General features: G+C 64.8%; 11 protein-coding genes and 1 tRNA gene. 6 read left to right on the top strand and 6 right to left on the bottom strand.

All coding sequences use genetic code 11. The features are described from left to right. The first annotated feature begins 6 nt into the window (after positions 1–6). Together hemH and MWN33_RS02295 are read left to right on the top strand one after the other, a co-directional pair. The gene (gene hemH / locus MWN33_RS02300; protein WP_247198486.1) at positions 7–1,095 is read left to right on the top strand and encodes a ferrochelatase; all 1,089 of its coding nucleotides are present in this window, start codon (positions 7–9) and stop codon (positions 1,093–1,095) included. Positions 1,096–1,248: 153 nt separating this feature from the next. Further along, positions 1,249–1,833: a sugar O-acetyltransferase gene (locus tag MWN33_RS02295; protein ID WP_247198484.1), complete on the top strand. Its 585-nt coding sequence runs from the start codon at positions 1,249–1,251 to the stop codon at positions 1,831–1,833. Positions 1,834–1,965: 132 nt separating this feature from the next. Here MWN33_RS02295 and rpsA read toward each other — a convergent pair whose 3' ends face one another. From rpsA to aroA, 6 genes are all read right to left on the bottom strand, one after another. Further along, complete coding sequence (gene rpsA, locus MWN33_RS02290; RefSeq protein WP_247198483.1) at positions 1,966–3,672, bottom strand: 30S ribosomal protein S1; 1,707 nt, start codon at positions 3,670–3,672, stop codon at positions 1,966–1,968. Between the two features lie 438 nt (positions 3,673–4,110). Beyond that, positions 4,111–5,514, bottom strand: coding sequence for a hypothetical protein (locus tag MWN33_RS02285; protein ID WP_247198481.1), 1,404 nt, complete (start codon positions 5,512–5,514; stop codon positions 4,111–4,113). 136 nt (positions 5,515–5,650) lie between these two features. Beyond that, positions 5,651–6,454, bottom strand: a complete 804-nt coding sequence (cobF, locus tag MWN33_RS02280; protein ID WP_247198480.1) for a precorrin-6A synthase (deacetylating) — start codon at positions 6,452–6,454, stop codon at positions 5,651–5,653. Between the two features lie 11 nt (positions 6,455–6,465). Continuing rightward, the gene (locus tag MWN33_RS02275; RefSeq protein WP_247198479.1) at positions 6,466–6,888 is read right to left on the bottom strand and encodes a carboxymuconolactone decarboxylase family protein; all 423 of its coding nucleotides are present in this window, start codon (positions 6,886–6,888) and stop codon (positions 6,466–6,468) included. A gap of 9 nt (positions 6,889–6,897) precedes the next feature. Next, positions 6,898–7,527 (bottom strand): (d)CMP kinase, encoded by a 630-nt coding sequence (gene cmk / locus MWN33_RS02270; RefSeq protein WP_247198478.1) that lies wholly within the window; start codon positions 7,525–7,527, stop codon positions 6,898–6,900. Continuing rightward, complete coding sequence (aroA, locus tag MWN33_RS02265; protein WP_247198476.1) at positions 7,524–8,888, bottom strand: 3-phosphoshikimate 1-carboxyvinyltransferase; 1,365 nt, start codon at positions 8,886–8,888, stop codon at positions 7,524–7,526. Before aroA ends, cmk begins: the two co-directional genes overlap by 4 nt. Positions 8,889–9,148: 260 nt before the next feature. Between aroA and MWN33_RS02260 the strand changes: the two genes are divergently transcribed. The 4 genes from MWN33_RS02260 (at position 9,149) to MWN33_RS02245 (ending at position 13,622) form a co-directional block, all read left to right on the top strand. Further along, positions 9,149–9,553, top strand: coding sequence for a TIGR02300 family protein (locus MWN33_RS02260; protein ID WP_247198474.1), 405 nt, complete (start codon positions 9,149–9,151; stop codon positions 9,551–9,553). Positions 9,554–9,707: 154 nt separating this feature from the next. Beyond that, positions 9,708–9,783 (top strand) — tRNA-Ala (locus tag MWN33_RS02255). Between the two features lie 265 nt (positions 9,784–10,048). Beyond that, positions 10,049–13,393: a type ISP restriction/modification enzyme gene (locus MWN33_RS02250; RefSeq protein ID WP_247198472.1), complete on the top strand. Its 3,345-nt coding sequence runs from the start codon at positions 10,049–10,051 to the stop codon at positions 13,391–13,393. Further along, positions 13,380–13,622 carry a hypothetical protein gene (locus tag MWN33_RS02245; protein ID WP_247198470.1) on the top strand — a complete coding sequence of 81 codons (243 nt, stop codon included), beginning with the start codon at positions 13,380–13,382 and terminating at the stop codon, positions 13,620–13,622. The genes MWN33_RS02250 and MWN33_RS02245 overlap by 14 nt, the downstream gene beginning before the upstream one ends. Positions 13,623–13,678 lie beyond the last annotated feature (56 nt).

Below are 13,678 nucleotides of genomic sequence, written 5' to 3'. Positions count from 1 at the left end.
AGGGCGATGAACAAGGCCGTCATGGTCAACGAGGCGTCCGTGGCGCTCAGCCCCGGGCCCGGCGGCGGGTTGCCGGCCGGTCACCCGCCGGTCCCCCATGGCAGGATCGGCGTGCTCATCGTCAATCTCGGCACGCCCGACGGCACCGACTACTGGTCGATGCGCCGCTACCTCAAGGAGTTCCTCTCCGACCGCCGCGTCATCGAGGTGAACCGCGTGCTGTGGTGGTTCCTGCTCAACGTCATCATCCTCTCCCGCCGCCCGCAGGCCAAGGGCAAGGACTACGCGACGATCTGGAACAAGGAGCGCAATGAGGGCCCGCTGCGCACCATCACCCGCGCGCAGTCGGAAAAGCTCGGTCAGAGCCTTGGCCCGCTGGACGACCGGCTCGTGATCGACTGGGCGATGCGCTACGGCAATCCGTCCGTTGCCTCGCGCATCGAGGCGCTGCAGGCGCAGGGTTGTGAGCGCATCCTGCTGGTGCCGCTCTATCCGCAATATGCCGCCGCCACCTCGGCGACCGTCTGCGACGCCGCCTTCGACGCGCTGAAGAAGATGCGCTGGCAGCCGGTGCTGCGCGTCGCCCCGCACTGGCCGGACGAGCCCGCCTATATCGAGGCGCTGGCCAGTTCCATCGAGCGCAGCCTCGCCTCGCTCGACTGGGAGCCGGAGCTGGTGCTCGCCTCCTTCCACGGCATCCCGAAGGAGTATTTCGAGAAGGGCGATCCCTATCACTGCTACTGCTACAAGACGGTGCGCCTGCTGCGCGAGCGGCTCGGCTGGCCGGAGGGCAGGCTGAAGCTCACTTTCCAGTCACGCTTCGGCAAGGCGGAATGGCTGCAGCCCTACACCGACAAGACGGTGGAGGCGCTGGCAAAATCCGGCGTGAAGCGGCTCGCGGTGATCACCCCCGGCTTCGTCGCCGACTGCCTGGAGACGCTGGAGGAGATCGGCGGCGAGAATGCCGAGATCTTCCACCACAATGGCGGCGAGAAGTTCCACTTCATCGAATGCCTCAACGACACGCCGGACGGCATCAAGGTGCTGGAGGCGGTGATCCGCCGCGAGCTGAAGGGCTGGGCGGAGTTGGGCTGACACGGGCCACCCCGTCATCCCGGACGGCCATAGGCCGATCCCGGGAGCGCGCGCCACCGGGCGTCGACCTGTCACGCGCGAAACCGAACGTGTTTTGCGCGCGCGCCGCGTCTCGCCGATGGAAGGGCGGTCCCGATCCTCGGAGCCGTCTTCATGTCCGACCCGACCCCCGCACACCCCATCGCCGCCGACGCCCGCAGCGAGATGCAGAAGATGCTCGCGGGCGACTATTACCGCGCCGGCGATCCCGAGATACAGGCGGCGCAGCGCGCCAATTTCGCCTGGCTCGCCCGCTTCAACGCCTCGCTCACCCTCTCGCGCGAGGAGCGCCGCGAGCTGGTGCGCGAGGGCGTCGGGTCGGCCGGGGCGCGTACCGGCATCCGCCCGCCCTTCCATTGCGACTACGGCTTCAACATCCACCTCGGAACCGGCGTGTTCCTCAATTTCGACTGCGTGATCCTCGACGTGATGCCGGTGCATATCGGCGACGGCACCGAAATCGGGCCGGGCACCCACATCTACACTGCCGACCACCCGCGCGACCCGGAGGTGCGCCGCGCCGGCCTCGAATATGGCCGGCCGGTGCGCATCGGCCGCAATGTCTGGATCGGCGGCAAGGCGATCATCCTGCCGGGCGTCACCATCGGCGACGACGCGGTGATCGGCGCCGGCGCGGTGGTGACACGCGACGTGCCGGCGGGTGCCACGGCGGTCGGCAACCCGGCGCGGGTGCGGTAGGCGGCCCGCGCCGGGCCGCGAGCATCGCCAAAAAACAAAACGGCCGGCGTGTCGCCACGCCGGCCGTTCTTATTGTCGCCGTTCAGGCGGCGAGGGCGCGAGCCCTCGGCCGGCCTTCCCCGGAGAGGCCGATCACTCGGCCTTCTCGGACGCCTTCTTCAGCGCGGCGCCCAGGATGTCGCCCAGCGAGGCGCCGGAATCCTGCGAGCCGAACTGGGCCACGGCTTCCTTCTCCTCGGCGATCTCCAGCGCCTTGATCGACACCTGCACCTTGCGCGCCTTGCGGTCGAACAGGATGACGCGGGCGTCGAACTTCTCGCCGACCGCGAAGCGGTCCGGACGCTGGTCGCCGCGGTCGCGGGCCAGTTCCGAGCGCTTCACGAAGGTGGTCATGTCGGTGCCGGCGATCTTCACGTCGACGCCGCCATCCTTCACGTCGATCACTTCGCAGGTGACGATCGCGCCCTTCTTGAGCTCGCCCGAATCCTGGAAGGGGTCGCCGCCGAGCTGCTTCACGCCGAGCGAGATGCGCTCCTTGTCGACGTCCACGTCGAGCACGACCGCCTTGATGACGTCGCCCTTCTTGAACTCGTCGATGACCTGCTCGCCCGGACGGTTCCAGTCGAGGTCGGACAGGTGCACCATGCCGTCGACGTCGCCGTCGAGGCCCAGGAACAGGCCGAACTCGGTCTTGTTCTTGACCTCGCCCTCGACCGCGGAGCCGGCCGGGTACTTCTCGGCGAAGGCTTCCCAGGGGTTCTGCAGGGTCTGCTTGAGGCCCAGCGAGATGCGGCGCTTGACCGGATCCACCTCGAGGATCGCCACTTCCACTTCCTGCGAGGTGGCGACGATCTTGCCGGGGTGGACGTTCTTCTTGGTCCAGCTCATCTCGGAGACGTGGATGAGGCCTTCGATGCCCGGCTCCAGCTCGACGAACGCGCCGTAGTCGGTGATGTTGGTCACACGGCCCTTGAAGCGGGCCTGCACCGGGTACTTGGCCTCGATGCCCTCCCACGGATCGCCGAGGAGCTGCTTCATGCCCAGCGAGATGCGGTGCGTCTCGTGGTTGATCTTGATGATCTTCACCTTGACCGTCTGGCCGATGTTCAGCACCTCGGTCGGGTGGTTCACGCGGCGCCAGGCGATGTCGGTGACGTGCAGCAGGCCGTCAATGCCGCCGAGGTCGACGAACGCACCGTAATCGGTGATGTTCTTGACCACGCCGTCGATGACCTGACCCTCTTCGAGGTTCTGCACCAGCTCGTGGCGCTGCTCGGCGCGGGTCTCTTCGAGGACCGTGCGGCGCGAGACGACGATGTTGCCGCGACGGCGATCCATCTTGAGGATCTGGAACGGCTGCGGGTTGTGCATCAGCGGGCCGACGTCGCGGATCGGACGGATGTCGACCTGGCTGCGCGGCAGGAACGCCACGGCGCCGTCGAGGTCGACGGTGAAGCCGCCCTTGACCTGGTTGAAGATCACGCCCGTGACCTTCTCCTGCGCGTTGAACGCCTTTTCGAGGCGGACCCAGCTCTCTTCGCGGCGGGCCTTGTCGCGCGACAGCACGGCTTCGCCGAGCGCGTTCTCGACACGCTCGAGATAGACCTCGACCTCGTCGCCGACCTTGATCTGCTGGTCGCGGCCGGGGCCGGCGAACTCGCGCAGGGCCACGCGGCCTTCGGTCTTCAGGCCGATGTCGATGATCGCGAGATCCTTCTCGATCGCGACCACGATACCCTTGACGACGGAACCTTCGGCGAGCTCGGACTGGCCGAAGCTCTCTTCCAGCATCGCGGCGAAATCGTCTCGCGCGGCGGAAAGGGTTTGAGTAGCGGACATGTATGCTCCTTGCCAGGATCTGCGCCGGACGGGTTGATGTGAGCCTCTTCTCCACCACGGGCGCCGGGACTGGCGGGCCCGGCGCTGCCCGCTCTCACGAACGGGCCCGGCGCGCTGGCCGTGACGGACGAGACTGTCGGAACTCTTTAAACGCCACGCGCCCGAGGCCGCGGGCCACCCCTTGAGGGAGCCGGCACGGAATCGGGCACGACACGCACGAATGATGCGAATGAGCGGGCTCTGCCGCGAGGCGGGACCGGAGGGCTGGCCTCCAAGCAACGGAGACGCGCATCCCGCATCCCCGGCCCTCCCGATGGACCGCCTCGATAAATGGTGTCCCGAACGCCGCGTGCAATAGCGCATGGGGCGGGGAAGGGCAAGCGGTGGGGGGTCCGTAGCTTATTGGTGTGTGGCCCCGGGCCGTTGCAGCGCCTGATATCAGAAAAGGCGCTTAGCGATGTCGCTCGCAGAATTAAGTCCGCCCCTCACATCACTACCCGTCTTTGATAACGCAAATGTATATCTCGGATCATTTTTATATATAAGCTTGTAGTGCTTACCATCTTCGGTGATGGAAAATCCCAAATCTAATAGTTCTGATCGTGTTTTTCCATCCATTCTCTTGTAATCGCGCAAAACAGCCTTCAATCGTGATCTATCATCACCTCTATGAGATGAAACACTATTCGATTTTACCAACGAACTCAAAATATGTACTTTTCGACTATTAGGAACTGTGTTATTAATGGCGTCTTCGAGGGACTCTATAATAACATCAAATATTTCACCTGGGTATAATTCTTGCTCTGCAACGTTTTTTATACTTATTCCTGCGCCAGGAGCGCTAATAGCGTTGTATTTTTTGATTTCACTTCTTAATCTAGCGATTTCTCTTTCCGCATCTGACAGATTTTGTTTAATAGATAATTGTTCTTGATCAAATTGTTCTATGTAATCATTAATTTCTTTGGATCCGCTAGATTTAAGATCTTCAATAATCTTCCTAGATAATGCCTCTCTAACCGCCGCCCATGTGCAACGGTACAACGGCTGTCTATTCAGTAGAGCGCTTCTTATCGATTCAAATATATCATCGCGTAACTCAGAGACTCTGTCATAATCTGTAGGTATAATAACCATTCTGCGCGCAGCAGCATCCGGCCAGTAAACACCAAGTGCTCCTCCATAAACGTTTGATGAATTAACCTCAATTTGTAATCGCTGTGAGAAAGGTCGGTTTGGCTCGACAACCACATGAGCCATGCCCGATAACTTCTGAGCTAACGATCCAGCGTCCACTAATAATCTTCCATTGTAGGAAACGCTTATGTAAACAATCGGGAGCCGTGAACCCGTATCTCCGGAAATAATTCTTGATGCCAATATAATATCATTATTGGTAAGAAAATGAGGCTTGTCTTGAACTTCGAAATCTCCATCTAAAGATCCGCTCAGCGCACCGAGAATTGATCGAACAACCACAGGCTTTTTTGCCTTCGGTAGATTGACTGCCGGGCTTACCGCTTCTCTAGAAGTTCTTATGCCTATCCAACAATCATCTGAGTTTTTTGATAAAACTATACTTGTGTTCCACTCAATATCCTTATCGATTGTGATAAGCTGCGCGCCCAATACCACTTCTTCTGATTGACGTATGTATACAGACGACAGAAACTGGCCGTTCAATTTGGTATTGAATTCACCGTCTAGACAAAAATGCGCCAAATCAGCTTCGGAAAAGACGGTATATGGCGAATCGAGCACCCACCTCCGGACCGTGTCGACAAAAATCGTCTCAACGCCATCAGGCGAAACAGGAAACTCGGTCGCGAAAGACAGCATGGCTAGCCCGACGGTTGGGTCCTAAGTGCGTCATGTCGCGATCCGATACCCCTCGAAGACTGAAGAGCAACAGGACCGCTGGTGGGATGGAATCAATGTCCCCCTATTATTGGAACAAATCCCAATCACGTAGTCACTAGTTGTAACAACCCACCCACACATCCATTACCCAGCCCCGCGCCGCCTTCACCTCTGCCCGCGCACGCAGGATTTCCGCGCCGACCTCGGCGAGCGGGCCGGCCAGCAGCTTCTCGGCCGGGGTGCCGAGGCTGGCGCCCCACCAGACATGGCCGGGCCAGCCCTGCGCCAGCAGCGCGGCGAGCCCCGTGCCGTCGTCGAGCAGCACTGCGAAGGTGGCCGGCAGCGAGCCCGGCTTTGCCTGCGCGACATTGCGGCCGGTGGTGAGCGTCACCGCCTCGCCGATGGCGTTGAGCGGGATGGCGTGCGCCGCGCACAGCGCCTGCAGCGCGGTGATGCCGGGCACGACGCGCACGGCGAAGCCCGGCCCGCCGGCCGCCTGCGCATGGGCGCGCGCGGCGTCGAGCACGCGCAGCGTCGAATCGTAGAGCATCGGGTCGCCCCAGACGAGCAGCGCGCCGGTGCCGTCTTCCCCGATCCGCGTGGCGATGAGCCCGGCCAGCAGCGCGGCCCGCGCCGCGTGCCAGTCGGCCACCGCAGCCTCGTAGAGCGCGCGGGCGCCGTCGTCGCAGGCTGCCGCGAGGGATGCGGGACGGCGCGGCGGGCTGGGCGCGCGCACCACGCGGTGGCCGGGCCTGCCGAAACGGGCGATCAGCGCCTCGCGGGCGGCGACGAGCTCGGCCGCGCCCTCGCCCTTGTCGAGCAGGAAGAACACCTCAGCCTGGCCGATGGCCGCCGCCGCGCGGGCGGTGAGCCCGTCGGGCTCGCCCATGCCGATGCCGATGACGAGCACGCTGCGCATGGCGGCGTCCGCTAGCCCTGCGGCGGGGTGAGCCCGCGTTCGGCGAACACCTTGCGGGCGATGAACAGCGCGTCGAGCGCGGCGGGGAAGCCGGCATAGAGCGCCATCTGCATGATGACCTCCACCACCTCCTCGCGGGTGGCGCCGACATTCAGCGCCGAGCCGATATGCACTTCGAGCTCGCGCTCCGCATGACCCAGCGCAACGAGGCCGGCGACGGTGGAGAGCATGCGGGTGCGCAGGTCGAGGCCGGGGCGCGAATAGATGTCGCCATAGCCGAACTCGAAGATGTAGCGGGCGAAATCGGGCGCGATCTCGCCCAGCGCCGCCATCACTTCGGCGCCGGAGCGGCCGGTGATCTCGGCAAGCCGCGCCTTGCCGCGCGCGAGGCGGTCGGAGTCGGGGTTCCCGTTCTGCGATTCCTCGTCCGCCATGCCTGCCCCCTATCTGCCCGCCCGCGCCCGCTCGGCCAGCGCCAGCGCCGCCTGCCAGCTTTCCTCGACGCCGAGCGTCGTATTGTCCAGCACCTGCGCGTCCGCCGCCTGCACCAGCGGGGCGCTGGCGCGGCCGCTGTCGCGTTCGTCGCGGCGGCGGATGTCGGCCAGCACCTCCTCGAAGCCCACCGCCTCGCCGCGCGCCGCCAGCTCGCGGTGGCGGCGGACGGCCCGCGCTTCCGGCGTCGCGGTGACGAACAGCTTCACCGGCGCCTCCGGGGCGATGACGGTGCCGATGTCGCGCCCGTCGAGCACCGCACCGCCGGGCTGGCGGGCGAAATCCTGCTGGAGCCTGAGCAGCGCCGCGCGCACGGCCGGCAGCGCCGCAACGCGCGAGGCGGCTTCCCCTACCGCGCCGGATTTCAGCGCCTCGGCATCGAGAGCGGCAACGTCGAGGGAGGCGGCAATGCCGGCGAGGGCGGCTTCGTCGGCAAAATCGACGCCCCGCTCCAGCGCGGCGGCGCCGACCGCCCGGTAGAGCAGGCCGGTGTCGAGATGCGGCAGGCCGTAATGCGTGGCGAGGCGGCGGGCGATGGTGCCCTTGCCCGAGGCGGCCGGCCCGTCGATCGCGATGATCATGCCGGCACGGCCTCGGTCTCGATGAGGGCGCCGAGGTCGCGCATCTGGGCCAGGAAGCTCGGGAAGCTGGTGGCGATGAAGGAGATGTCGTCCACCTTCAGCGGCGTGTCGGTGGCGAGCCCCATGACGAGGAAGCTCATGGCGATGCGGTGGTCCATATGGGTGGCGACCGTGCCGCCGCCCGCCGCGCCGCCGGTGCCGGTGCCGGTGACGATGAGGTCGTCGCCCTCGATGCGGTAGCGGGCACCGGCCTGCGCCAGGCCGTCGGCCACCGCCTGCAGCCGGTCGGATTCCTTCACCCGCAGCTCGGAGAGCCCGTTCATCCGCGTCTCGCCGGTGGCGAAGGTGGCGGCGACCGCCAGCACGGGATATTCGTCGATCATCGAGGGCGCGCGCTCGGCGGGCACGTCGACGCCCGTCAACGTGGAGGCGCGCACGCGGATGTCGGCGACGCTCTCGCCGCCCTCGACGCGCTCGTTCTCGAAGGCGATGTCGGCGCCCATCTCCTTCAGCGTGATGAGCAGCCCAGTGCGCAGCGGGTTGGTCATCACGCCCTCGATGAGAACGTCCGAGCCCGGCACGATGAGCGCCGCCACCAGTGGGAAGGCGGCGGAGGACGGGTCGGCCGGCACGTGGATCGGCGCCGGCTTCAGCTCCGGCCGGCCCTTCAGCGTCACCTTGCGGCCGTGCGCGCCATAGGGCTCGACGCTCACCTCGGCGCCGAAATGGGCGAGCATGCGCTCCGTGTGGTCGCGGCTCGCCTCCTTCTCGATCACCGTGGTCTCGCCGGGCGCGCCGAGGCCGGCGAGCAGCACGGCGGACTTGATCTGCGCCGAGGCGACCGGGCTCTCATAGGTGATCGGCACCAGTTCCTGCGGGCCCTTCAGGGTCAGCGGCAGGCGCCCGCCCTCGGCGGCGTCGAGCACCTCGACGCCCATCTTCTCCAGCGGATCGAGGATGCGGCGCATCGGCCGGCGGCGCAGGCTGGCGTCGCCGTCGAAAGTGGCGGCGATCGGGTTGCCCGCCACCATGCCCATCATCAGCCGCGAGCCGGTACCGGCATTGCCGAAGTCGAGCACGCCCTCGGGCGCGCGCAGGCCGCCGACGCCGACGCCGTGCACGCTCCACTCGCCCTCGCCGAGGCGGGTGACGCTGGCGCCGAGCGCGGCGCAGGCCTTCGCGGTGTTGAGCACGTCCTCGCCTTCCAGCAGGCCGGAGATGCGGGTCTCGCCCACGGCGAGCGCGCCGAAGATCAGCGAGCGGTGCGAGACCGACTTGTCGCCCGGCACGCGCACCCGTCCCTTCAGCGCCGCCGAGCGGCGGGCGAGGGCGGGAACGGGGGTGGCACCATGGCTGCTCATGACGGAAAGGCCTTGTCGTACGTGGCGCCGCGCGGCGCGGCGGGGGCTGCGGTATCGGACGCGGGGCGCGTGGAGGGCGCGGGACCCGGCGCGCGCCGCCGCGACGGGCGCCCGTCCTAGCACGCGGGCGCACGCCCCGCCACGGTGGAGGCCGTCGGCTGGCCATTCGCCGGCCGCCACGCACGCAGATGCGGCTTGACTCCGCTTCGCCAGCGGTTCAATGGGAGCACCCTTTCCATCACCACCCGAGGCTTGAAACCGTGGTCAAACCTGACTTGGGCACCAAGCGCATCTGCCCCGTCACCGGGCGGAAGTTCTACGACCTGAACAAGGATCCGGTGATCTCGCCCTATACGGGTCAGATCGTGCCGATCACCGCCCCCGTCTCCTCGCGCGGCCGCGTCGAGGCTCCCCGGCCCGCGCCGGTCGAGCCGGATGCGGAGCTGGAGGAGAACGCCGAGGTCGAGCTGGTCTCGCTGGAGGACGCCGACGAGGAAGCCGCCGGCACCTCGAAGACCGCCGCCGCCGACGACGATATCGACATCGACGACGAGGATGTCGCGACCGACGATGACGAGGACGTGTTCCTCGAAGAGGACGAGGACGGCGACGACGACGTCTCCGACCTGATCGGCGACGGCCTCGAGGATGACGAGGAAGGCTAAAGCCCTGGGGACAGATCGCCCGATGTGAAGTCGAGGCTTGCAGTCCGTTCCGCCATGTGCTTTACGACCGTCCGCCCCGGTTGCCTGGGGCGGAAGACCGGATGAGAACCCAAGGCGAGGCGCCCCGGCGTCCCGCGCATCCGGCACCCCCGGTGGGGCCATAGCTCAGTTGGGAGAGCGCTTGAATGGCATTCAAGAGGTCGGCGGTTCGATTCCGCCTGGCTCCACCAATTCTCTCCTAATAAAATCAAATAGATAGACGTGAGGAAGCGGTCGGACGCTAACTCGACGTGTCATCATTCTCCCATTCGGAAGCACATCGGAAGCACGGAACGCCATTTCGCTGCTGGCGCTCCGCCTGCTGGCGATCTCATCGTTCGCGCGACACTTCTGTCAGATGACACGCATGTCCCGTTCGCCACACCGGTTGTGGAGTGCCACGCCTCCCGGTACCCCTTGATGAAGTCAGCGAATCTCTGATTGAGGGCGGGCGTCGTGGCAGCAATTTTTGATGACGTCGTCTCGGCGTTTGGCAAACGCACCGCTGCGAAGCTCTCGAATGTCGCCATCACCGGCGCTCCCGAGGATCAGCTGCGCGGGCCTCTCGAAATTTTCATCGGCGAGCTGGCGCTCCTTGTCGGCCACGCGAAGGATAGCGTTGAGCTGGTTGGCGAAACCACTCTCGCTGAAGACCGCACGCGGCCGGACTATGCCGTCTCGATCAACAACGCGCTGGTGGGGTTTGTCGAGGTCAAGGCACCGGGCAAGGGCGCCAATCCTCGGCTGTTCAAGGACAAGCACGACAAGGCCCAATGGGAGCGGCTTAAATCGCTTCCCAACCTTCTCTACACCGACGGCAACAGTTTCGCGCTGTGGCGGGACGGCGAGAGGGTCGGCGATGTCGTTCGCCTGATCGGCGATGTCGAAAGCTCCGGCGCCGCCCTGACCTCGCCTCCCGCGCTCTTGGCACTGGTTGAGGATTTTCTTTCCTGGCAGCCAATTTCGCCGAAGAATCCCAAGCGTCTCGCCGAGGTCAGCGCACGCCTGTGCCGGCTGCTACGCGAGGAGGTGACGGAGCAGTTGGCCAAGGGCAACGCTGGCCTGACCGATCTTGCCAATGACTGGCGCAAGCTCCTGTTCCCGGATGCGAGCGACGAGAGCTTCGCCGACGGCTACGCGCAGGCGGTCACTTTCGGGCTTCTAATCGCACGCGCCCGCAACATTCCGCTCGACAAGGGCATCGACCAGGCGGCCAACCTCCTGCGTCAGTCGAACTCACTCATTGGCACGGCGCTTCGTCTGCTCACCGACGATACCGCCAACATGAAGGCGCTGGAAACGTCGCTCGGGACCATGACGCGCGTGTTCGATGCGGTCGACTGGACGAAGCTGACCAAAGGGGACGCCGACGCGTGGCTGTATTTCTATGAACACTTCCTGGAGGTCTACGACAACACCCTGCGCAAGCGCACCGGCTCTTATTACACCCCGCCGGAAGTCGTCACCTCGATGGTCCGTCTGGTGGACGAGGCCTTGCGCGGGCCGCTGTTTGGCAGACCGGACGGGCTCGCGGCGCAGGATGTGACCATCGCCGACCCGGCGGTGGGCACCGGCACATTTCTGCTCGGCGTCCTGCGCAAGATTGCCCGGAGCGTCGGCGACGACCTCGGTCCCGGCAGCGTACCGGGCGCGCTGGAAAGCGCGGCGAGCCGCATGATCGGCTTCGAGCTACAGTTCGGCCCGTTCGCTGTGGCTCAGCTTCGCCTTCTCGCGGAATATCGCGAGTTGATGGACGATGCCGGGGCGGCCGGCGCGCTGCCCGCGCTCAGGCTCTTCATCACGGACACGCTGGGCAACCCGTTCGTCGAGGACGAGTACATTCCCGCGATCATGCAGCCGGTGGCGCAGTCGCGCCGGGCGGCCAACCAGATCAAGAAGAACGAGAAGATCACCGTCGTCATCGGAAATCCGCCCTATAAGGAGAAAGCCGAAGGACGCGGCGGCTGGATCGAGCATGGCTCCAACGGCCGTCCTGCGCCACTTGAACGCTGGCGTCCGCCGGCGGCTTGGCGGGTGGGCGCACATGCCAAGCACCTCAAGAACCTCTACGTCTATTTCTGGCGTTGGGCGAGCCTGAAGGTGTTCGGCGCGGGCTGGCATGCAGCGACCGGTTTGGCCGATGGCGACGAGGAAGGCATCGTCTGCTTCATCACGGTGGCCGGCTTCCTGAACGGGCCGGGCTTCGAGAAGATGCGGGCGGACCTGCGCGCAAGCTGCTCGGAAATCTGGATCATCGACTGTTCGCCGGAAGGGCACCAACCGGAAGTCGCCACGCGTATCTTTCAGGGCGTGCAGCAGCCCGTCTGCATTGTGCTGGCCGCGCGTCGCAAGGGGAAGGACGTCGCAAAGCCGGGCCGGGTGCGTTTCCGCGCCTTGCCGGAGGGACGGCGGGAGGAGAAGTTCAAGGCTTTGACAACCCTCAATCTCTATGATTCCGAGTGGGCTAACGGCCCAGATGAGTGGAGGGGGCCGTTCCTGCCGGAAGCGTCGGGCGCGTGGGCCGAGTTTCCGTCGCTTAATCGCTTTTTCAACTTCAGCGGTCCCGGCGTCATGCCCGGAAGAACCTGGGTTATTGCGCCGGACAGGAGTTCCTTGGAAGCTCGCTGGCGGCGGCTCATTGAAGAAGTCGACCTGAATAAGAAAGAACAGTTGTTTCATCCGCAGCTTCGCGATGGAAACGTTGCGAGCCGCCATATCAGAAAGATTGTGAAGGAGGGCATTGGAGCAATTCAACCCAACTTGGAGCCTATCATTTCAGTAAAATCATTGGATGTTAATTTAGTTAAATTTGGTTTTCGATCATTTGATCCGCAATGGATAATTGCGGACGCTCGTTTAATTAACGATCCTAGACAAAAACTTTGGGCATCAAATAGCCAAGAGCAAATATACCTAACCAATCTCGAAGCTCACTCCCCGACAAATGGGCCTGCCGTTACGTTTTCGGCACACGTTCCGGATCAGCACCATTACAAAGGTTCCTTCGGCGGCCGCGTCTTCCCGCTGTGGGCGGACGCAGTGGCGACTCAACCCAACATCAATCCCCATGTCCTCGCCAATCTCGCCGACCTTTATGGCCATGCTGTCTCACCGCCTGACCTGATGGCCTATATCGCTGCGGTTCTGGCGCACCCCGCCTTCACGGCGCGTTTCGCCAAGGACCTCAAGCAGCCTGGCTTACGTGTGCCGGTGACGGCCGATGCGGGGCTGTTCGCCAAGGCCGTCGAGATCGGGCGCGAGGTGATCTCGCTGCATACCTATGGCGACCGCTTCCACGATGCTGCCGCCGGCCGGCCGCGCCAGGCCCCCCGGCTCGACAAGGCACACGCGCCCACCATTCCCGTCGGCGGTGCGATCCCCGGCGCGCCGGAGCCCCTGCCGGAGACGATGGATTATGACCCGGCGACGCGGCGTCTCACCGTCGGCAAGGGGCATGTCGACAATGTCATGCCCGAGGTCTGGAACTACGAGGTCTCGGGCAAGAAGGTCGTCTGGCAATGGTTCAGCTCTCGCCGCCGCAACCGGACCAAGCCTGTGATCGGCGATCGCCGCCCCCCTTCCCCCCTCGATTCCATCCAGCCCGACCATTGGCTCGGCGAATACACCACCGATCTGATGAACCTTCTCCATGTGCTCGGGCGGCTGGTGCTGCTGGAACCGCGTCAGGCGGCGCTCCTGGAGGAGATCATGGGACAACCTCTGCTCGGCATTGCTGATCTCGGCCTTGCCCCGGACAATGGCGGCGATTCGAGCAAGGAGGGCGACGATGGCGCAACTTGACATGTTCGCGGCGGATTCCTTGCCGGAGCCGAGCATTGCCGCCGATCCGGACCGGGTGCGCCGCAAGCTCGGCGCGCTCCTGAGCGAAGCGCAGGAAGCGGGGGCTGAGGGCCTTCCCTACGGCCGTCGCCGTCTCATCGAAACGCTGGTGCCGCAGATGACGCGCTGGCTGCCGGATGACGAGGCAAGCCGTGTTCAGCGCGACTTCCTCGACGCATTGTCGGACTGACTGAAGTCGCTAAGTGGCGCGGAAGGACCTGAGTTGCGCCTCACCATCACCCTTGA

Source organism: Ancylobacter koreensis (assembly GCF_023016525.1).
Classification (GTDB): domain Bacteria; phylum Pseudomonadota; class Alphaproteobacteria; order Rhizobiales; family Xanthobacteraceae; genus Ancylobacter; species Ancylobacter koreensis.
Note: the sequence above shows the minus strand (reverse complement) of the source record. Positions and strands in the feature narration are given on the sequence as shown.

Coding starts and splice junctions, on each gene's coding strand:
- MWN33_RS02245 (WP_247198470.1), top strand. CDS start 13,380: ATGGCGCAACTTGACATGTTCGCGGCGGATTCCTTGCCGGAGCCGAGC.
- hemH (WP_247198486.1), top strand. CDS start 7: ATGAACAAGGCCGTCATGGTCAACGAGGCGTCCGTGGCGCTCAGCCCC.
- aroA (WP_247198476.1), bottom strand. CDS start 8,888: ATGAGCAGCCATGGTGCCACCCCCGTTCCCGCCCTCGCCCGCCGCTCG.
- MWN33_RS02285 (WP_247198481.1), bottom strand. CDS start 5,514: ATGCTGTCTTTCGCGACCGAGTTTCCTGTTTCGCCTGATGGCGTTGAG.
- MWN33_RS02295 (WP_247198484.1), top strand. CDS start 1,249: ATGTCCGACCCGACCCCCGCACACCCCATCGCCGCCGACGCCCGCAGC.
- cmk (WP_247198478.1), bottom strand. CDS start 7,527: ATGATCATCGCGATCGACGGGCCGGCCGCCTCGGGCAAGGGCACCATC.
- rpsA (WP_247198483.1), bottom strand. CDS start 3,672: ATGTCCGCTACTCAAACCCTTTCCGCCGCGCGAGACGATTTCGCCGCG.
- cobF (WP_247198480.1), bottom strand. CDS start 6,454: ATGCGCAGCGTGCTCGTCATCGGCATCGGCATGGGCGAGCCCGACGGG.
- MWN33_RS02275 (WP_247198479.1), bottom strand. CDS start 6,888: ATGGCGGACGAGGAATCGCAGAACGGGAACCCCGACTCCGACCGCCTC.